This window comes from Mucilaginibacter dorajii, from assembly GCF_024808255.1.
In the GTDB taxonomy this organism is placed as follows: Bacteria; Bacteroidota; Bacteroidia; order Sphingobacteriales; family Sphingobacteriaceae; genus Mucilaginibacter; species Mucilaginibacter dorajii.
Window position 1 is genome coordinate 41,865 of sequence record NZ_JANTYS010000015.1, and the last position, 22,123, is coordinate 63,987.

Consider the following 22,123-nt stretch of genomic DNA (forward strand, 5'->3'; position numbering starts at 1 on the left):
GCTTGGGGTTTATGGTCGTATTGATTTATTCAATGCTAAAAACAGGCAGCAACCTTCATGGTTTCTGTTCTGTTATAAATTTCTGGTCGAAAAAGAAGGTACTTAACAATACCACAACTCCTGTAATAATAACCCATTTGTATTTAAAGGTTACTATTAAAAACTGGCTCCCGGCGCTGTAATTTTCAAGGCACAACAAGCCGCAGGCAATGGCCAACCCTGCAATCAAAATAAAAGCAGCGGTTAAATTGAAGCGCATATCGCTTTTGCGCTGTACTTTTAATTTAGCCTGGGCGGTAACTTTAGCCGCGAAGTTAAAGGGTAAACCTTGCACAGGTTCTTTACCCAGGGTTTTAAAAAGCGACTCATACGCCCCAATGTTTCCTTTTTCAGATGCCGATAAAATTTCATCTGATGGCCGTGCGCCATTTTCTATCAACGCCTGGATCTCATCGTCATTCAGCTCTCTCATATCATTCAGTTTTTAAGATCGTGTTCAATTTTTTCTTTTAATAGTTTACGTGCCCTAAATAGATGGCTTTTTACTGTCCCTTCGGGGATGCCGGTAATTTGTTCAATTTCGGGACAGGTAAATTCATTTAAGTGATATAAAGTTAACACTGTTTTGTATTGCAAGGGCATCTGATCAATTAAGTAGTTAACATAACTCGCCGTATCCTTCTTTATCAGTTCAACTTCGGGGCTTTCATCGGTAAAATGGTAATTGTCAATATTCTCCGGATACGCTGTAGGTTTTTCGGCTTTGTTTTTTTTTAGATAGTTTACCGCGGTTAAGTAGGATATGCGGGCTATCCAGGTAGATAGTTTTGACTGAAACTGAAACGTATGCAGGCTTTGGTGTACTTTAATAAAAACGTCCTGGCAAATATCCTCCTTGTCCTGCTGATCATGCACCAGCCGGTTAATTACAAAGAAAACCAGCTTCTCATACTGCTTCACCAATAATTCAAAAGCCCGGAAATCTCCTTTTAAAATCCTGGATACAATTTCCTTTTCGTTAAACATATTATAGTAGTCAGGTGATGTGGGCTATCGGTTGCAAAAATTAAAAAAAAATATTTGCAACCGTTCTATTATTTTTATTGACTACTGTATCAAATCATTTAATTTAAAACATCATGAAACAGTTAATGCCCTTTATAATTTTAATCGTACTGTTTATAATTATAGCAATTTTTATTTTGGCCGTGTATAACTACAGGCTTAAAAAACGCATCATTGATGCAGGCCCGCTTAACGAAACCAGTCTTAAGTTTTTAGAGCAGCTCTCGGGCTTTGGTACCGAAGCCATGAAATGGGGATTATTGCTTTTTACAGCCGGCATTGGTTTAATAGTAATGCAGTTTGTACCGTACAATGCCGAAGACTCGCCGGTACCTTATGGAGTCGAGATGATTTTCATTGCTCTCGGCTTCTTCCTTTACTACCTGTTTATCCGCAACCACAGGGATAAAAAATCACTTTAACAGTTATGGCATAAGGCGGTATTAGCCCGGGCTGATACCGCCTTGTCCCCCCCCGTTTTTTAAGGTTTATAGCCTTTACGGGAACTCCTATGCCTAAAAAATCTATCAACAATTCAATCTTATCCATCATGAAATCTTTTAAATATATAGTTAGGGTAATCATTTTGCTTATCATCTTAACAACACAGAGAAACAGTGCCCTTGCCCAAACCAGCCCAGCATCATATGTGATTAAAGGCATCATAACAGATTCTGGCACCCATGCTCCCATACCTTTTGTCACCATCAGGATAAAAGACGAAAAAGGCACACCAGTAAAAGCTGGCATATCTGCTGAAAACGGATCATTTGTCATCCTGGTTACTGAGCAGATGAATTATACTGTTGTAGTTGCAGCCATTGGGTACGCGCAAAAGACGCTGCCGGCCAATCTGTCAAAAAACACCGCAAAAAGCATCAACCTTGGCACGGTGAGCTTAAAAGACCAGTTCACCAGCTTAAAAGAAGTAGCTATTACTGCCGATAGGCCTATCATCAGGCAAAAAGCCGACAGGATCATCTACGATTTGAAAGCAGATCCCGAAAGCAAAGCCAACAGCGTTTTAGGCATGATGCATAAAATTCCCTTTATTACTTTGGATGGACAGGATAACATATTGCTTAAAGGCAATTCCAGCTTTAAAGTACTCATCAATGGAAAGCCATCTGCAAGTGTGGAAAATAATTTAAACGCTATACTCAAAAGCATGCCCGCGTCCACTATCGAAAAAATAGAAGTGATCACCACTCCGCCCTCAAAGTACGATGGAGACGGCCTTGCCGGCATTATCAACATTATCACCAGTAAAAAGCTGATTGATGGTTATAGCGGTTCGTTAAATGTTAACGAAAGCTTCCCGGTAGGCGGCCCCGGCATCGGCGGCTCATTTACGGCTAAAAGCGGCAAGTTCGGTATCTCGGGATTTGCGGGCGCAAGCATTTTTAATAATCCGCAAACCAGCTTTACCAATAGCAGGGTAAGTTTGGATGCCAATCCCACCACGTTGGTGCAGCAGGGCGTTCGTAAATCAAATAATAAAACCGCATATTTTGGCACCGAAATGAGTTACGAGATAGATTCACTGCACCTTATTTCGGGCCAGCTGAATATTAATGGTGGCCGGTCTGCAGATCATATGGGTCAATCCTCTGAATTAACCGGGGCAATTGGAGGTAACCAGGCTTATGATTTGCTTAATGATAACAAAGCCACCAATTACGGCTTAGATGCCGCCTTGAATTATCAAATTGGTTTTAAAGCGGTAAAAAACCGTTTGCTTACCTTTTCATACCAGTTTTCTACCAATCACGGCAACCGCAATGGCCAGGTAGATCTATCAAACCAGGTGAACTTTAACACCCCGGATTACACCCAAACCGACAAACAAAAATTTAATGAACACACCCTGCAGGTTGATTTTGTAACCCCTGTTAAGCAGGTAAACATTGAAGCAGGAGTAAAAGGTATATTAAGGGATAATAACAGCAATTTTGGCTATAACAGCTTTAACAACGCCACCGGGCAGTTTGACGCCGATGCGACTCTGTCAAATCAATACTCCAATACGCAGAACGTCTTTAGCGCTTATAATTCTTACCAGGTTAATTTAAAAAGCTGGAATATAAACGCCGGTGTACGTGTTGAAGAAACCGTGATCAGGGCCAATTTTATAAGTACCAATACCACGGCAGACCAGAATTATTTTAACGTGCTGCCTGCTGTATCCGTTGGTAAAAACCTAAGCGATCAAACCTCCGTTAACTTTGGTTTTTCTGAACGGATCAGAAGGCCAGGTATCAACAGGCTTAACCCTTATGTTGATCGGTCGAACCCAAACTTTGAGGCAACCGGTAACCCCAATTTACGCCCGGTATTGCTAAACGATATACAGGCCGGTTACAGCAGCAATAAAAAGCTATCATTAAACATCGGACTGGATTATTCCTTTATGAACAACCTCGATCTGCTGGTTACCAGCTTTGACCCAACAACCCAAATTACCCGCACCAATTATCAAAACACCGGCAAATCAAGCAGCCTGGGGAGCAATATATCGGCATCGTACCCTATCAGTAAAGCTTATAGCCTAAGCCTGAATGGCAACGTAATGTACCTTTGGCTTAAGGGATTCTCTGACGGATCGATAGTACATAACGACAGGCTGATGTATTCCTTTTCGTTATCAAACGGTTTCAGGTTTGATAAGGGTTGGGCACTCAATGCCGATTTAAATGTAGTGAGCCGAAACCCTACCGGCTTACAAGGCTATTCAAATGGCTTTGTGGGTACCGCTTTTAGTGTAAATAAAGAGCTGATCAAAAGCAAGCTTTCTTTTGCCGCCCGCATCAACAATCCTTTTACTTCGTACAGAAACAACACGGCCAAAACGTTTGGTCCCGATTTTAACCAGCTGTATACCACCAGGGATTATTACCGCTCGGTTGGCATAAGCCTAAACTATAATTTTGGCAGCTTAAAAGATGGCATCAGCAAAAGCAGGAGATCTATCGAAAATAATGATATGGCAAACTAAATAGTTGGCAGCATCTTTATCCTTAGGGCAATGGCCCGGTTAAGCTGCCGGGGGCTTAACCGGGCCATTGTTTTGTTTTAATGGACTTGCCAGGGCAAACGCATCAAATTGGGTTAACATAACTTAACACATTTCAGATACGAAACCATTTAATTATCTAATAATCAATGTTTTGTATTTTAACATGGTTAACACTAAACTGATGTACGGCGCAATTCAGGCGCATCCAAATATTTGTGCATGTTGTTGGCCAATACAAGTCTATTGGATACCTAAATCATTTAATCAGCACAAGGCAATAAAAACAAGATATCGTTTGATGCTTATATCTTCCCTACGCCATAAGCTTATCCCCTTTAACTATTTAGATGTGTTTTCCCTAATGTACTTGGCTGATTTATAGCTTTTTTGCCCGAATTAACTTAATATTGTAATAGGAGCTTCCAGGGTAAGTAGCCCGGCTTTTTAACTCCCAAAAGTATACACATTCAACATCATGAAACACCTCGCCTTAAAATCATTATTTGCCGTTTGCATGCTCAGCAGCACACAGCTATTTGCACAACAGGAAACAGTTGATACCGCAGTATTCAGCCAGATCAGGAAAGCAGAACTCAACAGTTCGCAAATTCCCAGCATTGCCCATTACCTTACCGATGTTGCCGGACCAAGGCTTACCAATTCGCCGGGCTTTATGCGGGCGGCCACCTGGGCTGTTGAAACCATGAAAAAATGGGGTATGGCCAATGCCGCCCTTGAGCCATGGGGCGAGTTTGGTAAGAACTGGGAGATCAGTGAATTCAGCATCGCCATGACGGCCCCTTATATGCAGCCGGTAATAGCCTATCCCGCGCCATGGAGTCCCAACACCAACGGGGTACAGAAAGCGCAGGTAACGGTGATCAGTCGCGCGCAGTCTATGGATACCACCTATATCGCTCAACACCTTGCCGACCTGAAAGGTAAGATCATTTTGGTTGATGGAGGGGCGGTTAACACGTCATAAAACTTTAAGCCATCGGCAGAACGCCTTACCGATGCCGAGCTGGCCGATTTAAAGGATACTTATATGGTAAGCCGCGAAATGATACAGCAGTACGTGGGCATTTTTAAAAGCATGGCCAGGGCCGATGTTCTGTTTAAACAATCGGGCGCGGTGGCTATCATCAGCACCGGTAGCACCAGCATTAACGGCACCGTGGTGGTACAATCATTCAACGCTTATAAACTAAACATCCCCGAAACACTGCCCAAAGTAAGCATGGCCGCAGAGGATTGCCAGAAAATAAAACGCCTTATTAAATCGGGGCACCCGGTTGAGCTGGAGCTGAACATCCAGGGAAAAATATCGCCCGAAACCAAGGGCTATAACGTGGTAGGGGAAATTACAGGTACCGATCCTAAATTGAAATCGCAACTGGTGATGTTAGGTGGGCACCTCGATTCATGGTCTGCCGCTACCGGTGCTACCGATAATGCAGCGGGCTGTATTGTGATGCTGGAAGCTGTGCGCTTGTTAGATTCGCTTCACCTGAAACCAAAACGTACCATCCGCATTGCTTTATGGAGCGGCGAGGAGCAAGGTCTTTTAGGTTCGTTCAACTATGCCAAAATTCACTTTATGGATAATGGCAAGGTAAAACCCGAGCAGGCCAAAGTATCGGCCTATTATAACCTGGATAATGGCACGGGCAAAATCCGGGGCATCTACACCCAAAACAATGAAACCATTAAACCTATTTTTGAGCAATGGTTTGTTCCGTTTCATGATATGGGTGCAGCTGCCGTTACCACCAAAAATACAGGCTCAACAGATCATCTTTCGTTTGATTGGGCAGGCATCCCCGGCTTTCAGTTTGTACAGGACCCCATTGATTACGAAACCCGCACCCACCACAGCAACCAGGATAATTACGACCACCTGCAAATTGACGATTTGAAGCAGGCGGCCATTATTGTTGCCTCGTTTGTATACCAAAGCAGCGTAAGGCCCGCTTTACTTCCGCGTAAACCGCTGGTAGTTGAACCATTTGCTTTCGACGGATTTTAAACCGGCGATAATTTCACTGATAAAAGCCTTGGGTGACCGGGGCTTTTTTATTTTAAGATAGTGAGGTTGCCGGCCAGCTTTTTTGTGCCGTTTTTCAGATCGATGATATAGTAATACACTCCGGCAGGCAGGGCGGTACCTCCATAAGTCCCATCCCATGGTTTTTGGTAGCCTGCAGATTGCAAAACCATACCTCCATAACGGTCAAAAACCCTCACCAGGCAATTGGGATAAAAGGAAAGATCATTAATAACCCAGGTATCATTAACGCCATCGCCATTAGGTGTAAAAGCATTGGTGACAGTTATAGTGGGTGGTGGTATTATAGTAACTACTGCCGCGTTACTGGTTGCCGGTGGTGTGCAAGCACCGGCTACCGTGATGGTACAGGTTACGATGTCGTTATTTTTAAAAGTACTGCTGGTAAATGTATCCTCGTTTTCGCCAGAATTAACGCCGTTTACCATCCATTGGTACGATAGCAGGGATGCTGCGTTTTGTGTTACCGCGGTAAAAGTAATAGGCGTGCCCGAATAAACCCCATTTACAGATACTGATATACTTACAGTCGGTGCCGGGCTTTGTGGCGAAACCACGCTAACAATAATTGGCGAAGATGTGGCTGTAAGCGGTGTGGGACAGGTATTGTTATTGATAAGCGTACAAGTAACCTGGTCGCCGTTTACCAGGGTACTGGTGGCAAAAGTAACATCGTTGGGGCCTGTTGCTACGTCATTTACCTTCCATACATAAGTTGGATTAATTCCCGGGTTGGTGGGTTGCGCGGTAAAAACAACCGCGCTCCCGCTACAATCAGGACTGGGAATAGCCGCGGTGATGTAAATAGCCGGCTGCGGTACAGCGCTCACAATAAGATTTTGCTGAAGTGACTGACCAGGACTTGTTGCCGTAATAGTTGTTATACCGGGCCCTACAATATGCACCTTGCCGTTAACAATGGTGGCTACATTGGTGTGGTTGCTAAAATAAGTGATTGCCTGCGGGCTTACCGCGCCGGGGTCAAAATCCACGTCGCAGGTTATTTTAGGCGATATTGGCCCAAAGGATAATGCGGCTTTAACGGTTAATACCTGCGATACCGGCTGCGCCTGTAAATTTAGCGCGTCGCCGGCCTGCGATGCCGTAATCGTTGTTGTACCAATGCCCGTTATATGAATCTGGCCGTTAACAATGGTTGCTACAGCGGGGTTGCTGCTGGTATAAGTAACCGGATATGCTGTAACGTTACTTGTAGCGCCAGGATCAAAATCGGCATCAATCACATACTTAACAGGCAAAGGGTTAAAACGGATGAATCCCTGCTGGTATACCGTTAGCTGGCGCGAAACAGGCACCGCATCTGAATAATTATCATTGCCTGCCTGTGTGGCTGTAATAACCGCGTAACCAACACCAACCAATCGTATTTTACCATCGGCAGTAATAATAGCTACCGCGGGATTGCTGCTGGTATAAATGATGGGCGTTTCGGGGTTGGTACTTGTAGCGGTAGGCTGTATTATGTTTTGCTGCGCCGGAGGTAAAGAATTGAAGGTAATAACAGATGGTTTAAGCGGATTGGCCGTTACCCTGATGTTAACAACGGTTGTACTGCTGCCGCTGCTATTGTAGGCCGTAACCGTATAATCCGTAGCCGGCGAAACTACCGTTGGTGTACCGCTAATGATCCCGGTACGCATATCAAAAGTTAAGCCCGCAGGCAATGGTTTATCAATAGTATAACCTGTTAAGGTAATCTTGCGCAACAGGTAATTAGCAAAATCGGTCACAAATAAATTGCCGTTGCCATCAAAGGCCAAACCAATGGGGTAATTAAAACTGGCAGAAACACCAACCCCGTTTACAGCGCCGCCGCTGCCTGTACCTGCTATTGTTGTTACTAAGCCCGCAGGGCTTATCTTCCTGATGAGATCATTCTTATAATCGGCCACAAATAAATTACCCGATGCATCAAAAGCCAGGCTGGTTGGGTAATTGAAAGCCGCGGCTGTGCCGGTGCCATCGGCATAACCCGCCGCGCCACTACCGGCAAAGGTAGTAACAGCGCCTGTTGGCGTTATCTCCCTGATCAGGTTGTTTTTGGTGTCGGCCACAAAAATATTACCCTGTTTGTCAACGGCCACCCCATCAGGGTTGTTAAAACTGGCTGCAAGGCCAATATCGTTTACAGCGCCCGCGCTACCGTTACCCGCAACGGTAATAACCAACCCGCCGGGCGTTATCTTCCTGATCCTGTTATTTTGCTGATCGGCCACATAAATATTGCCCAGGGCATCGGTTGTAACACCTCCCGGACTATTGAAACTGGCACCAGAACCTGTGCCATCCAGGTAGCCCGCAGCATTGTTGCCTGCAAAAACAGTTTTAACACCTGCAGCGCTTATCTTAAAAATATTGTTGCTTTGAAAATCAGAGATGTAAATATTGTTCTGATTGTCTAACGTTAATGATGCCGGCGCACTAATATTATTGATTGTTGTTACAGCGCCGGCCGGTGTTACCTTTCTGATAGCACCGCTGCCGTAATCAGAAACATAAATGGTACCGTCTGTAGCCGTGCCCACGCCCGATGGCAGGTTAAAACCAGCATCGGTGCCAAAACTATCATAGGTAACAGGCGCCCTCCCCCCTGCCAGGGTACTCACCTCGCCGTAAATATTTGCAGGCACAGGGCCACCTGTATTGGCGGGAGCAAGAGGCGTTATCCCAACATTAATGCTGTATGTTTTGGGCGTTTGATAATTTACAACGGGGACTACACCAACTGGTGCAGCGTTAGTAGTTAAACGGGAATGGGTGGTTTGCACAGCAGCAACCGGCGTATTAGTTTCCCGTGCGTAAAACCAGGTTACCGGATGCTTTGTTAAGGTATCGGCAGGTTTATTTAACAAAAAAGCAGATGCCTGTATAGGAATGCCCAAAACAGGAAGACTAAAAAACAACAGCAATCTTTTCGAAAATTTCTCAATCATTCTAAGGTCGCTTTTGAGGTTTAGCCATTTTTTAAGCGACTACCAAATTAATTTTTTTTAATGACTATTGAACGCTAAGAGCCTGTTTAAATTTCTTTCAAAAATATTTTATACCCTCCATTAAGCACATATACACCCCTGATATGTACTCTTGGCGTATTGTGTTTCCACAAACATTTGCATGAACGCTGGCTACGACTCACCCGGTCTACGCTTCGCTGGACCACCCTCTCTCCGGCTGCGCCGCAAAGAGGGTTAGCAAGAAACAAAACCTTTTTAGCCCCTCTATGCGACGCAGTCGGAGGGGAAGACGGGCGTAGCCTCGTCGGGGTGAGTCGTCTGCGCTAACCTACACATTGCCCCTTTCCATGATGGAATTTATATAAATTATTGATTATCAAAGATATTTATTAATACATCATCCCCTTTTTTTCAAGAATAACCCTGCTGCATCCTCGCAATGGCGATCTTTTATTTATTTTTAAACAGGCTCCGGTTACCGGATCGGCCCATTGTTCGCTTATCCCTTTCTGGAGCGAGAGATTAAATAAAAAAAGAAATGAACGCGCTACAGATATCAAACCGACTGGGCAAATTATTTTGTGTTGATAATGGTGATAGGGTGTTGATAAGCGGGGAGGCCAAAACTTATAGTATTGGTTGCATTTGGGTTGATTAAGTTATCGGAGGCTATTGAAAAAATTAACCCTACATTTAAATAGAAATAACAAATTAACGTATATGGAAGATAAAAGTGTAAGCACCTCAAGAGTATGGATAAATGCCCTTGTATATGTGCTTTCTGCTATCTTATTCTATGTGGCGATGAATTATGGATATCCAATATATAAGGACTTTCTCGTACGCTCGTTGTCGACAATCAAATACATTGACAATGATTCTGCTACGTATGCATTTTGGGTTAGCATAATAGTCCCCGTTTCAATTTATATATTTGAATTAAGCGTAGTCAAAAAACTTAAGCTAAGCGTGTATTTTATACCCGCGCTTTTACTATCAGACTTGGTTTGCCTGTTTGGCACTGGTTTGATAAATATTATTTATAACAACAGTACACGCCATACTATTGGTTGGGCTAATACCACATCCCTTTATCATTTTTTGCTGGCCCTTTGTTTTATTTATGCAAAAAGCTGGATTTTTGAGATTATTCGTAAAAAATCAACTAACAGAAAACCGGCAACCCTGTAAATGTCAAATACTGTTGCCTGGCAACCATAAGCGCTATTTGATTTGAAAGCGAAGACCCTTTTGTAAATTGGCAGGCATCATAATGGCTAACTCATCTACATACCATAAAACCCGTATAGCCCCCACCCCCAGCGGCTACCTGCATGTGGGCAATGTATTATCATTTGCTATAACGGCCGCGCTTGCCCGTAAAAAAGGGGCAAAGGTTTTACTGCGGATAGATGATATGGACCGCGAAAGAGTTAACCCACTATACTTACAGGATATTTTTGACACACTGAACTACCTGGGTATAGCATGGGATGAAGGCCCTTCCAATGTGGAGGATTTTGAAAGCAACTTTTCACAACTGCACCGGATGCCTTTGTACCAACAGGCGTTGGATCAATTAGCTCAAAACAAGCTTGTATTTGCCTGCACCTGTCCGCGCAGCACGCAGAAACCGTGTACTTGTCTTGAACAACAGCTGCCCTTATCAACCCCAAATGTAAGCTGGCGTTTAATCACCAATAATGATGATCCTATCCAGGTAAAAACTTACATCGGTAAAACGATCTCTGAAATTTTGCCTGTTAGCATGCACAATTTTGTGGTAAAGAAGAAAGACGGCTACCCGGCCTACCAGCTTACATCGGTTATTGACGATCTGCATTATGGCGTTGATCTTATCGTGCGCGGGCAGGATCTTTGGGATTCAACACTGGCACAACTTCAGCTTGCAGGGTTATTACATAAAACAGATTTTAGCAACATCTCATTTTATCACCACCCATTGATCACCGATGCTACAGGCAATAAACTTTCCAAATCTGCCGGTTCAACATCTGTGCAATATCTGAGGCAGCAGGGTAAAAGTGCTGCGGAGATCTTTACTATGATAGCAGGTATGATGGGAGTAACAGCGCAAGTGAGCAGCTGGAAAGCACTTGTTGAGGCTTTGGTGGAATAGTAATCGAAGAAATTTCAGTCGAAGAAATTTCAGTCGAAATTAAACTTATAAGTTTTATAATTCCAGTCGGTTGCAAAAACATATTCATCGGTAAGAAAGAAATCGTCTCTGTTGGAGTTTGCCGTTGTGAAAATATCCGCGCCTCCTTGTGACCAAACGAGCTGCCCACTATTGCTTACCCTGCTTATTTCCAACTCGCCATGTATAATATAATCTTCCTTGTATTTGTAGATCTCGAAACAGGTAGCATCATCAGCTTTAACTTTCCAAAGCAAGGACAGATCAGGGATAGATAAACAAAACACGGTATCGCCACAGCATATTACCAACCTTTCGGATTCTATAACATGAGAAGTTTCATGAAAGGTTGTGGAACCGCCACCCGCTCCAATAATTACCCTTTTTACTACCTGGTCTGTTAAGGACACCGCTATCTCATAAACTGTGTCTGAAATATAACCCCTATCTTCCCAGTAATCGGCATCGTAACTATATAAATTATCCATAGCCTGTTTACTGTAGGCAGGCTTACTATCGGCACTTATAAGGTAAGGCCCGGAAATCAATTGTAATTTAGCCATGACAACGGCGTTTTTTAAAACGCAGCCTTGATCTTATCTTTTGTGGCAGCTAACTCCTCTTGCGTAGGGCTTAGTTTAGGGCGGGAGAAATTCAGATCGTCAACCCGGTTCATTGGGATAAGGTGGATGTGGGCATGTGGTACTTCCAGGCCAATCACCGCTACACCAACCTTTTTACAAGGAATAGCTTTTTTGATAGCTGTAGCTACAATTTTGGCAAAGATCTGCAAACCTGTATAGGTTTCGTCATCCAGGTCGAAAATGTAATCAACCTCCACTTTAGGGATCACCAGCACATGCCCCTCGGCCAGCGGACTGATATCTAAAAAAGCCAAAAACTCATTACTCTCTGCAACTACATGCGCGGGAATTTCGCCCGCTATAATTTTTGAAAAAATGCTCATTGTACACGAATTTCATTAATTTATTCAAATTCCACTAATTTGATTTACACCAATTGAGGTAAATTGCACTAATTGCAGAAAGATACCTTCAAATGTTAAAGCAGTAGCCTCCATAATTCGTGAAATTCAACTCAATTCACGCAATTAGTGTTTCAATGTTAATAATACCACATTTTCCACATGCTGTGTATGTGGGAACATATCAACCGGTTGAATTTTTACCGTGTCGTATTTTTCCTTTAGTACCAGTAAATCGCGGGCCTGCGTGGCGGCATTACAGCTTACATAAACAATTTTAGGAGCTTCAATTTCCATTAACCGGGCAACCACATCCGGGTGCATGCCTGCACGTGGCGGATCGGTAATGATCACATCCGGTTTACCGTGCTGGGCAACAAAATCGGCCACCAGTACGTCCTTCATATCGCCGGCGTAAAATTTGGTGTTGGTAATGTTGTTAATGGCCGAGTTTACTTTAGCATCCTCTATTGCGGTAGGCACATATTCAACACCAACAACCTCGCGCACATGGCTGGCAATAAAGTTAGCGATGGTGCCGGCACCGGTATACAAATCATAAACCAGCTCATTGCCTGTAAAACCCGCAAAATCACGGGTTATTTCATAAAGGCGCAATGCCTGGATGCTGTTGGTTTGGTAAAAAGATTTTGGTCCGATCCGGAATTTGATGCCGTTCATTTCCTCGTGAATATATTCCGGGCCTTTGAAGGCTACCACATCCTGGTCAAAAATGGTATCGTTTTTCTTTTGGTTTACGATGTATAATAGAGAAGTGATCTCCGGAAATCGGGCATCAACAAAACCCATCAGTTTATCAATATCTTCCTGGCTTACATAAGCAAATACCACAATCACCATAACCTCACCGGTTGATGAGGTGCGTACAATAAGGTTTCTTAAAGCGCCTTCGTGGTTGCGCAGGTTATAAAAAGAATAGCCCTGCTCTATCACAAAATCGCGGATACTGTTGCGCAATTCGTTTGATGGTTCGGCCTGCAAGTAGCAGTGTTTTACATCAAGGATCTTATCAAAACGACCGGGGATATGAAAGCCCAGGGCATTCATATTTAAAGTTTCGTCTTCTTTGTTTTCGCCATCATATAACCAGCGTTTATCGCTAAAGGTATATTCAAGCTTATTACGATAATAGCGGTCTGCAGGTGACGGAACAATATCCGTTATGCCATCAACCTCAATTTTAGCAATGCGGCTGAGCGCGTCAGCAACAGATTTTTGTTTAAATTTAAGTTGCGCCTCATAGGTCATGTGTTGCCATTTACAGCCACCACAAGTACCAAAGTGCTCGCAAAAAGGCTCAACCCGGTAAGCCGAAGGCTGTTTAAGATTGGTGATCTTGGCCTCGCCAAAACTCTTCTTGCTGCGATAAACCTGCACATCGGCAATATCACCGGGGATGGCTTTATCAACAAAAAGCACAAAGTCATCAACTTTGCCTACACCTTTACCTTCTTCGGCAATATCAATTATGGTAACGTCTTCAAAAAATTTGGGTTTTGCAACTTTATTCATCTGGCTGCAAAGGTAATAAAAATCAGAGGCAAGATATTAGCGCCAGGAATCAAGAAAGGAAATCACATTTTTACAGCACATGCTCCTTTCAAAAAACAGCGCTTCTTAGCCGAACCAAACTTGCTTTATGCCTTGTTTTTGCCTTATCTTTCTGCCTTTAAATATCAAATACAATGAGAGCCGTACTACAACGCGTTACCGAAGCAAGTTGCACAGTTGATGGTGAAATTACCGGGCAAATAGGAACAGGCTTTGTGGTATTGCTGGGAATAGAGGATGCCGATACCGGCGAAGACCTGAACTGGCTTGCCAATAAAATTGCCGGGATGCGTGTTTTTGGCGATGAAAACGGCCTGATGAATAAGGCACTCGCAGATATCAATGGCGAAATTTTGCTGATATCACAGTTTACCCTGTTTGCTCAAACCAAAAAGGGAAACCGCCCGTCATTTATCCGCGCCGCACGCCCCGATAAGGCTATCCCAATGTATGAGCAAATGATCAAAACACTGGAAACAATTACCGGTAAAAAAATAGCCACCGGAATTTTTGGTGCCGATATGAAGATAAGATTACTGAACGATGGGCCTGTTACTATTGTGATGGATACCAGGGATAAGGATGCACACTAATTCCACTAATTTTTTCGAATTTCACTAATTTACACTTAATAAAGCATGGCAGATTTACTTTTTAAGGAAGAATCTTACAAAATAATAGGTGCCTGTTTTGAAGTGCACAAGATATTAGGGCATGGGTTTAAGGAGGCTGTTTATAAAGATGCTTTGGAATTTGAGTTTAGAAAAACCAATATCGCCTTTGAGCGAGAAAAGCCATATACAATAACGTACAAAGAACAGAAGCTTAAACATCTCTTTGTAGCAGATTTTATTGTTTTAGACACCATTATACTTGAAATAAAAGCGGCAAGCAGCATCGGCGATCCATACATCAAACAAACATTAAATTACCTTAAAGCATCTGGCCTAAAATTGGGAATGGTGATAAATTTTGGCAGTCCTTCGCTTACTTATCAACGGGTAATAATTTGATTTATAAGGTTAAATTAATCGGGTTCGTGTAATTAGATAAAATTTGTGTAATTCGTGTTATGGAAATTAAAGAAGCGCAGCATCTGGTAGATAAGTGGATAAATACCACAGGTATCAGATATTTTAATGAGCTTACCAATACGGCTATTTTGATGGAGGAAGTGGGCGAAGTGGCCCGCATTATGGCGAGGCAGTATGGCGAGCAATCATTTAAAAAATCGGATACGGAGGTTAACCTGGCTGATGAAATGGCTGATGTGCTTTTTGTGCTGATATGCCTGGCTAACCAAACCGGTATCGACCTCACGGATGCGTTGGAAAAGAATATGGAAAAGAAAAGCATCCGTGATGCCGACCGGCATAGGAATAATGAGAAACTGAAATGACATTTTAAAGAATTATATTTTGACAATATAAATAAAACAGAATTTAATTTGTTTTATTTTGATTTTAATATAATTTAATAAGGTGAATTTCGTTCCTTCCATAAAACTAATTTGCCTTATTATGAAAATTTGTATTGTTTCTTTTGCTTTGCTATTAATACTTTCGGCATGTGAACATAAAAGCCAGACCGAAAAAGCTAAGATTGCTAATGTGGAATTGATGGCACCGTCTCCTGGCTACCGAAATCGTGCATCTGATAAAATGATGGCTAAAGCCGCGCCCCCCGATGACAGCAAAACCGCAGTTGACCAAGCAATTGACAATGCTAAGAAGATTGTAAAAGAAGGCGAGATCAGGTTTGAGGCCAAAGATTTAAAAGCGGCCAGGGATAAGATCGTGGCATCGTTAAAAAACCTTGGCGGCTATGTTGGCGAAGAGAATGAAACCAATAATGGCGATAATAACCGTAGGGAGTATGATCTGAAAATACGCGTGCCGTCTAAAAACTTCGACCGGTTTTTAGATGCCCTATCCTCCAATGCCGATCACATCGACGCTAAGAACATCCGGGTAAAAGATGTAACCACCGAGTTTATTGACATCAGCACTCAACTCAAAAACAAACAGCTGCTTGAAAACCGTTACCTGGAACTGTTGAAGCGCGCCACCAAAACAAGCGACCTGTTAGAAATAGAAGATAAACTTGAATCTATCCGCACCGATATAGAAACCACACAGGGCCAGTTGAATTATTTAAACAGCCAGGTAGCCTTTAGTTCGTTGGATATCACTTTCTATAATATCCCAACCGCCGAGCGGGCCGACGAACAATTTACCACCAAGTTTAAAAATGCCATTAGCGAAGGCTGGGGTATCCTGAAAACGCTTTTTTTTGATACCATTATGCTTTGGCCTATTATATTTATTGGCTTTGCGGGTGTATGGGTTTACAGAAGCAGGAAAAAGAAACGTGGCAACGAAAAGGAATAATGCTAAAACAGTAACCAGGCAATTAGCTCCCATTAATGAACATCAATCTGATCTGGCCTGCTGGCCACTACTTCGGGCTGCTCTTTAAACAGTTCAAATATGCCGGTAACGCAAACCGCCTTTCCTTTTATGTTTGGCAAATCCAACGTTACTTTATTGCCTTTTAACGCGATGGTATATTTTTGATGCGGATAAACGCCACCCATATTAAGCAGCGTTAGGGTATCGCTCACAATCCTTAATGATTTTACAGTATCGCAAAGGGTACCGGTTTTGCCAAGCTTACTTTTAAAATCGGCGGCATCAAATTTACTTTGCGCCTTAGCCGTTGCTGCAAAAGCGAAAACGCCAAAAGCAAGCATGAATAGTTTTTTCATTGGTTGATGTTATTATTTATACAACAAAGCTACTCATCATTTTTTTCACTTTCGGCAGGCGCAACGCCATCGTCAACATTTAATGTAAATGCCGGTTCTGAAGCCCTGGTAGCGGCATCAATGGCAGCAGTATCGGCCTCGTCATCATCCAGGCGTTCGTTGCCGGTGTCCTTACCTTCGTTTTGTTCATATTCGTTCCCGGGATCTTTTCCGTCCTGGTTATCATCAAGATTGGGATTTTCTGGCAGTGGCATGGTTTCTTTGTTTTAATGTATTGATTATAACCCCACACAACAACGGTTGTTTTAGCATTACGCGGTATTACAGTAAAATAACACATCATCATACGGCTTTAGTAATAAGGCCCTATAGGCATCCAGGGAAATCGTTTTTAACATTTCCGCATAAAGAAATCCTTTTCAATGAGCACAATAGGTAGCCGCTATGCGGCATCTTGTCTGGTTCTTTTTCTTTCTACAAACAGGTAGCCGCTATGCGGCACTCTTCCCGCTTATTAAATATTCGATGCCGCATAGCGGCTACCTATTTGTAGAACAAGTAATTTATGCTTTTTTGCTCCATAGGAGCTACCTGTTGCTGCGCAAATCTTTAAAAGCGATTGCCTGTATAGGCATCGCGACGCTAAGGCTTTTTCAGGTATAATCTGTATTTTTACCCGCATATGTCAACCCGTAATAAACTTTACTTTGCTTCTGATTTTCATTTAGGCGCGGGGGCACTTGCCAACAGCCGGGAACGCGAAGACAGGATAATACGCTGGCTCGACAGCATTAAAGCCGACGCCGCCGAGCTTTTTTTAATGGGCGATGTATTTGATTTTTGGTTTGAATATAAAACCGTTGTCCCACGCGGCTATATCCGCTTTTTAGGTAAACTGGCCCAGCTTACCGATGCCGGGGTAAAACTTTACTTTTTTAAAGGCAACCATGATATGTGGGTGTTTGATTATTTTGAAAAGGAAATGGGCGCTACCATCATCAGCAATGAATTAAAGATAGAGCGCAACGGCAAAAAATTCTTCCTGCACCATGGCGATGGCCTTGGCCCCGGCGATAACTTTTACAAACTGTTAAAAAACTTTTTTCGAAGCGGGCTTTGCCAGTGGCTGTTTGCCAGGCTGCACCCCAATTTTGGTGTAGGTATAGCTAACTACTGGTCGAGCCATAGCCGTATAGCCAATTCAAAAAAAGAAAACCATAAGCCACATGAACAGGAATGGCTGGTAGCTTTTTGCAAGGACGAATTAAAAACCAATTTTTACGACTACCTTATTTTTGGCCACCGCCATTTACCCCTCGATATTCAAATTACCCCTAATAGCCGCTATATTAACTTAGGCGAATGGATAAACTACAATAGCTATGCTGTGTTTGATGGCGAGGCGCTGAAATTGGAATATTTTGAAAAGGTTGATGGTTAATAGCAAGTATCCCACTTCGCCTATGAACTATCAACCATGATCTATGAACTATAAGAAACAACTTACAATCCACTGAAAAAATATATGCCTGAAAATGCGTATTTTTGTGCGTTTTTTAAAGCAAGCCTGTAAACCGACTGAAAACTAACACCTTTCCCGAGCCGGCCCAACGTTAATTAAAGCTGCTTTGATTAACTTTTGAATATATAATATGTTAGAGAAATTAGAACTGATATTTCAACGTTGGAAAACCGTTGAAGGCGAATTGAGCAATCCTGAGGTTATGCAGGATATGAAACGTTTTGCCCAGCTGAATAAAGAATATAAGGATTTGGCCAAAATTGTTGACGAGTATAACATTTACCGCAACATCATGAGCAATATCGATACCAATAAAGACATCCTGGCTAACGAGAAAGACGAAGAGTTTCGCGAAATGGCCAAAATGGAACTCGACGAATTACTTACCCAACAGGAAGAAAAAGAAGAGCTGATCCGTTTAATGCTGATCCCTAAAGATCCGGAAGATTCTAAAAACGCGATGATCGAGATCCGTGGTGGTACCGGTGGTGATGAAGCCGCTTTGTTTGCCGGCGATCTTTACCGTATGTACATGCGCTATTGCGAGCGCCGCGGCTGGAAAACCGAACTGGTTGACTACACCGAAGGCACAAGCGGTGGTTACAAGGAGATTGTATTTAACGTAAACGCCGAGGACGCATATGGCAATTTAAAATACGAATCGGGTGTACACCGTGTACAACGTGTGCCGGATACCGAAACCCAGGGTCGCGTACATACATCGGCTGCATCTGTAGTGGTATTGCCAGAGGTTGATGAGTTTGATATTGATTTGCAGGTGAGCGATATCCGTAAGGATTTGTTCTGCGCGTCTGGTCCGGGTGGTCAGTCGGTAAATACAACTTACTCGGCTGTGCGTTTAACCCACTTACCTACGGGTATTGTGGCACAATGCCAGGATCAAAAGTCGCAGTTAAAAAACTACGATAAAGCACTACAGGTATTGCGTTCAAGGGTCTATGAAATGGAGCTGCAAAAGCACCTGGAAGAAACCTCTAAAAAACGCAAAACCATGGTATCAACCGGCGATAGATCGGCCAAGGTACGTACCTATAACTACCCACAAGGCCGCTTAACCGAGCACCGCATCGGTCTTACCATTTATAACCTGCCCGGCGTACTCAACGGCGACCTTCAGGAAATTATGGAAGCCCTCCAATTTGCAGAAAACGCCGAGAAACTAAAAGAAGGAACAGTAGTTTAAGGGGATTTTTGGACGATGAGACTATAGGACTGTTGGACTATAGGAAAAGAAAAAACAGCTTAATGAGGTTATAGAAAGTAAAACGGGCAGTGGATTATATCCCTGCCCGTTTTGCTTTTATGTATATAGAACTTTATCTATCTGATGTCTAAGTTCTCATAGTCCAACAGTCCCATAATCCAAAAAGTCCGCAAGTCCCAATCAGGGTTTTCCCGTGATCTTGGCCGATTGTTCCAGTTCGCTGCTTACGGAGTCATCGAAATAGAGGCGATAAATTACCCAATCGTTTTTTGGCTTGTAAAACATAAAGGTGAACCTAAGCGGTTGGTTTTGGTGTTTTACCAGGTAGCTGTATAGTATCAGACTGTTTGATGCCTTACGTTGTACAATAAGTTCTTTACCTAAATAGGGACCTATAATGCTGCGGGTGGTATCTATCTTGGTAATCAGCTTCACCAGGCTGTTAGAGTCGATAAGCGGGTTGGTTTTAAAGATATCCATCATTGCCCTGGTGGTGCTCTCTTTATCGTAGTTTTTAAAAAACTTTTCAATCAAGGTAGTGGGACCGGTTATAACAGCTGCTGCCGGTGCTTTTGTAGCTGTGCCGGCCGCGGGAGTAGTTGCCGGTTTGGTTTGGGCAAAAGCTTTGCTGCCTATAGTACAGGCAAGTGCTATCAAAACAAAGGCTTTTAAACCTTTAAAACGGGAGTTTTGCATAATGTTGATATTTGTGCGCCTAAAATAGGTAATTTATATATAAAGCCCATCTATCAGCTCATTATATCATCTTAGTTATGACAAAAAGACTATATTGATTTTACAAGATAAGCGATATTAGGGCAGTTGAAATATTATTTTGAGTTTATTATCTACATCGATAAGTTCGGCTGTAGATAGTCTGCCTAAAAGCCCTTTGGCTAATAACCTACCGAGAGTGGCAATTTTACCTGTTCTTATAAGGGATTGCTTCCTCAATCCATTTAACACTGATGGCATTAGCATAACGTCTGTTGTTTCCTGCCAGCCGATTTGTGTTGTAATAAAACAAACAGTTAAATCAAGAGCGGTGTCTGCAAGCACAACCGCTGGCCTTAATTTACTGCCGCTCAAATCTGTAAATGGGAATGTAATAAGTACAATGTCTCCCTTAGCCATTGTAAACTTCTTTTAAATCTGCTACGGAATATAATTCTTCTTCGTCATTTAAAAAGTCAAAGACTACGCTATCAGCAGTCAACTTCTGAATGCCTTGGGTTAGTTGATTTTCCTCGTATCGCTTACTTACAAAATCGGCAAAATCAGAGATCTCTTCTGCCTTGTCTTCCGGCAGCTGGTTAATTGCCTTCACTGTGCGTTCAATAATAGCCTGTTTGGTCATAATCCGGTAGTTTATACTCAAATATAAGAAATTGTGTAAACAAACTAAGTCTATTATCTTGGCGAAGCTTTTGACTCTAATGTTACAGCCCTACCTTTTCTTCAAAAACTCGGTTTTAAGCACAATGCTCATACCGTCAATTTTGCAATCAACTTCTTTGTCGTCATCTGTAAGGCGGATTTTTTTTACCAGCGTACCCTGTTTTAGCGTTACACCGCCGCCTTTAACTTTCAGGCTTTTGATCAGCGTTACCGAATCGCCATCGTTAAGGATATTACCGTTGCTGTCTTTTACGTTTGATGTTTCCATGGGGAGTTTTAATAAAATGAAAGAGCCCGATAAATTACCGGGCCCTTTAGTATCTGTTTGAAATTCTGCAGCCAACAGGCATAAATCCTGTATATCCTGCTAAATCCTTAAATCGTGTTATTATTTAGTAACGTACATTACCTCTTTAACCGCTTTAACAACCCTTGACGGGTTTGGCAGGTATTCCTGGATTAAAGTTGGGGCATAAGGTAATGGAACGTCGCCACCCATAATACGCAGGATAGGCGCATCAAGGTAATCAAAAGCGTCTTTTTGTACTTTAAAAGCAACCTCGGTAGCAATTGAACCTAAAGGCCAGCTTTCTTCAACAATTACCAAACGGTTTGTTTTTTTAACCGATGCAATAACCGTATCGTAATCAATAGGACGAACGGTACGTAAATCGATCACTTCAGCATGAATGCCTTCTTTTTCAAGTTCGGCAGCTGCAGCGATAACTACTTTCATAATTTTACCAAACCCTACCAAAGTTACATCGGTACCTTCAGATACAACTTTAGCTTTACCCAATGGGATATAGTAAGTTTCTTCCGGCACTTCGCCTTTATCACCATACATCACTTCAGATTCCATGAAAATAACCGGATCCGGATCAAGTATTGCCGATTTTAAAAGACCTTTTGCATCATAAGGGTTTGATGGAACAACCACTTTTAAGCCCGGGCAATTGGCATACCAGTTTTCAAAACACTGTGAGTGTTGTGAGCTAAGCATCCCCGCGTTACCGGTTGGGCCACGAAAAACGATTGGCACCGAAAACTGGCCACCGCTCATTGACATAATCTTGGCGGCGCCGTTGATGATCTGGTCAATGGCCACCAACGAAAAGTTAAAGGTCATGAACTCGATGATAGGGCGTAAACCATTCATGGCCGAGCCAATGCCGATACCGGCAAAGCCTAATTCAGAGATGGGCGTATCAATAACGCGTTTAGCACCAAACTCATCAAGCATACCCTGGCTTACTTTGTAGGCACCATTGTATTCGGCAACCTCTTCACCCATCAGGTATATATTTCCGTCGTTGCGCATTTCTTCGACCATGGCCTCACGTAGCGCTTCTCTGAATTGTATTTCTCTCAT

Annotated in this window: 25 protein-coding genes; 12 read left to right on the plus strand and 13 right to left on the minus strand. The window is 42.8% G+C overall.

Annotated elements, in window-relative coordinates; genetic code table 11:
* Positions 1-55: 55 nt before the first annotated feature.
* Both FHS10_RS19330 and FHS10_RS19335 read right to left on the minus strand, forming a co-directional pair.
* Positions 56-472, minus strand: a complete 417-nt coding sequence (locus FHS10_RS19330) for a hypothetical protein (protein ID WP_259093625.1) — start codon at positions 470-472, stop codon at positions 56-58.
* 5 nt (positions 473-477) lie between these two features.
* The gene (locus tag FHS10_RS19335; RefSeq protein ID WP_259093626.1) at positions 478-1,026 is read right to left on the minus strand and encodes an RNA polymerase sigma factor; all 549 of its coding nucleotides are present in this window, start codon (positions 1,024-1,026) and stop codon (positions 478-480) included.
* A 113-nt stretch (positions 1,027-1,139) separates the two neighbouring features.
* Between FHS10_RS19335 and FHS10_RS19340 the strand changes: the two genes are divergently transcribed.
* The 4 genes from FHS10_RS19340 to FHS10_RS19355 all read left to right on the plus strand — a co-directional run bounded on the left by FHS10_RS19340 (position 1,140) and on the right by FHS10_RS19355 (position 6,110).
* Complete coding sequence (locus FHS10_RS19340; RefSeq protein WP_259093628.1) at positions 1,140-1,487, plus strand: hypothetical protein; 348 nt, start codon at positions 1,140-1,142, stop codon at positions 1,485-1,487.
* A 128-nt stretch (positions 1,488-1,615) separates the two neighbouring features.
* Complete coding sequence (locus FHS10_RS19345; RefSeq protein WP_259093631.1) at positions 1,616-4,060, plus strand: TonB-dependent receptor domain-containing protein; 2,445 nt, start codon at positions 1,616-1,618, stop codon at positions 4,058-4,060.
* A 496-nt stretch (positions 4,061-4,556) separates the two neighbouring features.
* The gene (locus FHS10_RS19350) at positions 4,557-5,066 is read left to right on the plus strand and encodes a zinc-binding metallopeptidase family protein (protein WP_259093632.1); all 510 of its coding nucleotides are present in this window, start codon (positions 4,557-4,559) and stop codon (positions 5,064-5,066) included.
* A 63-nt stretch (positions 5,067-5,129) separates the two neighbouring features.
* The gene (locus FHS10_RS19355; protein ID WP_259093634.1) at positions 5,130-6,110 is read left to right on the plus strand and encodes a M20/M25/M40 family metallo-hydrolase; all 981 of its coding nucleotides are present in this window, start codon (positions 5,130-5,132) and stop codon (positions 6,108-6,110) included.
* Positions 6,111-6,157: 47 nt separating this feature from the next.
* Here FHS10_RS19355 and FHS10_RS19360 read toward each other — a convergent pair whose 3' ends face one another.
* Positions 6,158-9,103, minus strand: a complete 2,946-nt coding sequence (locus FHS10_RS19360; protein ID WP_259093636.1) for a T9SS type B sorting domain-containing protein — start codon at positions 9,101-9,103, stop codon at positions 6,158-6,160.
* Positions 9,104-9,844: 741 nt separating this feature from the next.
* Between FHS10_RS19360 and FHS10_RS19365 the strand changes: the two genes are divergently transcribed.
* Both FHS10_RS19365 and FHS10_RS19370 read left to right on the plus strand, forming a co-directional pair.
* Positions 9,845-10,315 (plus strand): hypothetical protein, encoded by a 471-nt coding sequence (locus tag FHS10_RS19365; protein WP_259093638.1) that lies wholly within the window; start codon positions 9,845-9,847, stop codon positions 10,313-10,315.
* Positions 10,316-10,397: 82 nt separating this feature from the next.
* Positions 10,398-11,264 carry a glutamate--tRNA ligase family protein gene (locus FHS10_RS19370; RefSeq protein ID WP_259093640.1) on the plus strand — a complete coding sequence of 289 codons (867 nt, stop codon included), beginning with the start codon at positions 10,398-10,400 and terminating at the stop codon, positions 11,262-11,264.
* A gap of 29 nt (positions 11,265-11,293) precedes the next feature.
* On the opposite strand, the gene FHS10_RS19375 is transcribed toward FHS10_RS19370, so the two are convergent.
* From FHS10_RS19375 to rlmD, 3 genes are all read right to left on the minus strand, one after another.
* Positions 11,294-11,845 carry a hypothetical protein gene (locus FHS10_RS19375; protein ID WP_259093643.1) on the minus strand — a complete coding sequence of 184 codons (552 nt, stop codon included), beginning with the start codon at positions 11,843-11,845 and terminating at the stop codon, positions 11,294-11,296.
* A 14-nt stretch (positions 11,846-11,859) separates the two neighbouring features.
* Complete coding sequence (locus FHS10_RS19380) at positions 11,860-12,249, minus strand: HIT family protein (protein WP_259093645.1); 390 nt, start codon at positions 12,247-12,249, stop codon at positions 11,860-11,862.
* A 144-nt stretch (positions 12,250-12,393) separates the two neighbouring features.
* Positions 12,394-13,800, minus strand: a complete 1,407-nt coding sequence (gene rlmD, locus FHS10_RS19385; RefSeq protein WP_259093647.1) for a 23S rRNA (uracil(1939)-C(5))-methyltransferase RlmD — start codon at positions 13,798-13,800, stop codon at positions 12,394-12,396.
* A gap of 173 nt (positions 13,801-13,973) precedes the next feature.
* On the opposite strand from rlmD, the gene dtd reads away from it, so the two are divergent.
* The 4 genes from dtd to FHS10_RS19405 all read left to right on the plus strand — a co-directional run bounded on the left by dtd (position 13,974) and on the right by FHS10_RS19405 (position 16,229).
* On the plus strand, positions 13,974-14,432 hold the full coding sequence (gene dtd / locus FHS10_RS19390) for a D-aminoacyl-tRNA deacylase (RefSeq protein ID WP_259093650.1): 459 nt from the start codon (positions 13,974-13,976) through the stop codon (positions 14,430-14,432).
* Between the two features lie 45 nt (positions 14,433-14,477).
* Complete coding sequence (locus FHS10_RS19395; protein WP_259093651.1) at positions 14,478-14,852, plus strand: GxxExxY protein; 375 nt, start codon at positions 14,478-14,480, stop codon at positions 14,850-14,852.
* Between the two features lie 59 nt (positions 14,853-14,911).
* On the plus strand, positions 14,912-15,238 hold the full coding sequence (locus tag FHS10_RS19400) for a nucleotide pyrophosphohydrolase (RefSeq protein WP_259093654.1): 327 nt from the start codon (positions 14,912-14,914) through the stop codon (positions 15,236-15,238).
* 121 nt (positions 15,239-15,359) lie between these two features.
* Entirely contained in the window at positions 15,360-16,229 is an 870-nt protein-coding gene (locus FHS10_RS19405; protein ID WP_259093657.1) for a DUF4349 domain-containing protein, read from the plus strand.
* Between the two features lie 32 nt (positions 16,230-16,261).
* On the opposite strand, the gene FHS10_RS19410 is transcribed toward FHS10_RS19405, so the two are convergent.
* Together FHS10_RS19410 and FHS10_RS19415 are read right to left on the minus strand one after the other, a co-directional pair.
* Positions 16,262-16,606, minus strand: a complete 345-nt coding sequence (locus FHS10_RS19410; protein WP_259093660.1) for a hypothetical protein — start codon at positions 16,604-16,606, stop codon at positions 16,262-16,264.
* Between the two features lie 29 nt (positions 16,607-16,635).
* Positions 16,636-16,860, minus strand: coding sequence for a hypothetical protein (locus FHS10_RS19415; protein WP_259093661.1), 225 nt, complete (start codon positions 16,858-16,860; stop codon positions 16,636-16,638).
* Positions 16,861-17,288: 428 nt separating this feature from the next.
* Between FHS10_RS19415 and FHS10_RS19420 the strand changes: the two genes are divergently transcribed.
* The gene (locus FHS10_RS19420; RefSeq protein ID WP_259093664.1) at positions 17,289-18,047 is read left to right on the plus strand and encodes a UDP-2,3-diacylglucosamine diphosphatase; all 759 of its coding nucleotides are present in this window, start codon (positions 17,289-17,291) and stop codon (positions 18,045-18,047) included.
* Between the two features lie 211 nt (positions 18,048-18,258).
* The gene (gene prfA / locus FHS10_RS19425; RefSeq protein WP_259093667.1) at positions 18,259-19,332 is read left to right on the plus strand and encodes a peptide chain release factor 1; all 1,074 of its coding nucleotides are present in this window, start codon (positions 18,259-18,261) and stop codon (positions 19,330-19,332) included.
* A gap of 201 nt (positions 19,333-19,533) precedes the next feature.
* On the opposite strand, the gene FHS10_RS19430 is transcribed toward prfA, so the two are convergent.
* The 5 genes from FHS10_RS19430 to FHS10_RS19450 form a co-directional block, all read right to left on the minus strand.
* Positions 19,534-20,049 carry a hypothetical protein gene (locus FHS10_RS19430; RefSeq protein ID WP_259093670.1) on the minus strand — a complete coding sequence of 172 codons (516 nt, stop codon included), beginning with the start codon at positions 20,047-20,049 and terminating at the stop codon, positions 19,534-19,536.
* Between the two features lie 117 nt (positions 20,050-20,166).
* Positions 20,167-20,487, minus strand: coding sequence for a type II toxin-antitoxin system PemK/MazF family toxin (locus FHS10_RS19435; protein WP_259093673.1), 321 nt, complete (start codon positions 20,485-20,487; stop codon positions 20,167-20,169).
* A complete protein-coding gene (locus tag FHS10_RS19440) occupies positions 20,480-20,731 on the minus strand; it encodes a hypothetical protein (RefSeq protein WP_259093675.1) in 252 nt (83 codons plus the stop codon). The genes FHS10_RS19435 and FHS10_RS19440 overlap by 8 nt, the downstream gene beginning before the upstream one ends.
* Before the next feature lie 69 nt (positions 20,732-20,800).
* Positions 20,801-21,019, minus strand: a complete 219-nt coding sequence (locus FHS10_RS19445) for a zinc ribbon domain-containing protein YjdM (RefSeq protein ID WP_310504195.1) — start codon at positions 21,017-21,019, stop codon at positions 20,801-20,803.
* 120 nt (positions 21,020-21,139) lie between these two features.
* Positions 21,140-22,123 carry a pyruvate dehydrogenase complex E1 component subunit beta gene (locus FHS10_RS19450; protein ID WP_259093678.1) on the minus strand — a complete coding sequence of 328 codons (984 nt, stop codon included), beginning with the start codon at positions 22,121-22,123 and terminating at the stop codon, positions 21,140-21,142.

Coding starts and splice junctions, on each gene's coding strand:
- FHS10_RS19445 (WP_310504195.1), bottom strand. CDS start 21,019: ATGGAAACATCAAACGTAAAAGACAGCAACGGTAATATCCTTAACGAT.
- FHS10_RS19395 (WP_259093651.1), top strand. CDS start 14,478: ATGGCAGATTTACTTTTTAAGGAAGAATCTTACAAAATAATAGGTGCC.
- FHS10_RS19355 (WP_259093634.1), top strand. CDS start 5,130: ATGGTAAGCCGCGAAATGATACAGCAGTACGTGGGCATTTTTAAAAGC.
- FHS10_RS19415 (WP_259093661.1), bottom strand. CDS start 16,860: ATGCCACTGCCAGAAAATCCCAATCTTGATGATAACCAGGACGGAAAA.
- FHS10_RS19435 (WP_259093673.1), bottom strand. CDS start 20,487: ATGGCTAAGGGAGACATTGTACTTATTACATTCCCATTTACAGATTTG.
- FHS10_RS19370 (WP_259093640.1), top strand. CDS start 10,398: ATGGCTAACTCATCTACATACCATAAAACCCGTATAGCCCCCACCCCC.
- prfA (WP_259093667.1), top strand. CDS start 18,259: ATGTTAGAGAAATTAGAACTGATATTTCAACGTTGGAAAACCGTTGAA.
- FHS10_RS19330 (WP_259093625.1), bottom strand. CDS start 472: ATGAGAGAGCTGAATGACGATGAGATCCAGGCGTTGATAGAAAATGGC.
- FHS10_RS19335 (WP_259093626.1), bottom strand. CDS start 1,026: ATGTTTAACGAAAAGGAAATTGTATCCAGGATTTTAAAAGGAGATTTC.
- rlmD (WP_259093647.1), bottom strand. CDS start 13,800: ATGAATAAAGTTGCAAAACCCAAATTTTTTGAAGACGTTACCATAATT.
- dtd (WP_259093650.1), top strand. CDS start 13,974: ATGAGAGCCGTACTACAACGCGTTACCGAAGCAAGTTGCACAGTTGAT.
- FHS10_RS19400 (WP_259093654.1), top strand. CDS start 14,912: ATGGAAATTAAAGAAGCGCAGCATCTGGTAGATAAGTGGATAAATACC.
- FHS10_RS19450 (WP_259093678.1), bottom strand. CDS start 22,123: ATGAGAGAAATACAATTCAGAGAAGCGCTACGTGAGGCCATGGTCGAA.
- FHS10_RS19375 (WP_259093643.1), bottom strand. CDS start 11,845: ATGGCTAAATTACAATTGATTTCCGGGCCTTACCTTATAAGTGCCGAT.
- FHS10_RS19360 (WP_259093636.1), bottom strand. CDS start 9,103: ATGATTGAGAAATTTTCGAAAAGATTGCTGTTGTTTTTTAGTCTTCCT.
- FHS10_RS19350 (WP_259093632.1), top strand. CDS start 4,557: ATGAAACACCTCGCCTTAAAATCATTATTTGCCGTTTGCATGCTCAGC.
- FHS10_RS19365 (WP_259093638.1), top strand. CDS start 9,845: ATGGAAGATAAAAGTGTAAGCACCTCAAGAGTATGGATAAATGCCCTT.
- FHS10_RS19405 (WP_259093657.1), top strand. CDS start 15,360: ATGAAAATTTGTATTGTTTCTTTTGCTTTGCTATTAATACTTTCGGCA.
- FHS10_RS19380 (WP_259093645.1), bottom strand. CDS start 12,249: ATGAGCATTTTTTCAAAAATTATAGCGGGCGAAATTCCCGCGCATGTA.
- FHS10_RS19410 (WP_259093660.1), bottom strand. CDS start 16,606: ATGAAAAAACTATTCATGCTTGCTTTTGGCGTTTTCGCTTTTGCAGCA.
- FHS10_RS19420 (WP_259093664.1), top strand. CDS start 17,289: ATGTCAACCCGTAATAAACTTTACTTTGCTTCTGATTTTCATTTAGGC.
- FHS10_RS19340 (WP_259093628.1), top strand. CDS start 1,140: ATGAAACAGTTAATGCCCTTTATAATTTTAATCGTACTGTTTATAATT.
- FHS10_RS19345 (WP_259093631.1), top strand. CDS start 1,616: ATGAAATCTTTTAAATATATAGTTAGGGTAATCATTTTGCTTATCATC.
- FHS10_RS19430 (WP_259093670.1), bottom strand. CDS start 20,049: ATGCAAAACTCCCGTTTTAAAGGTTTAAAAGCCTTTGTTTTGATAGCA.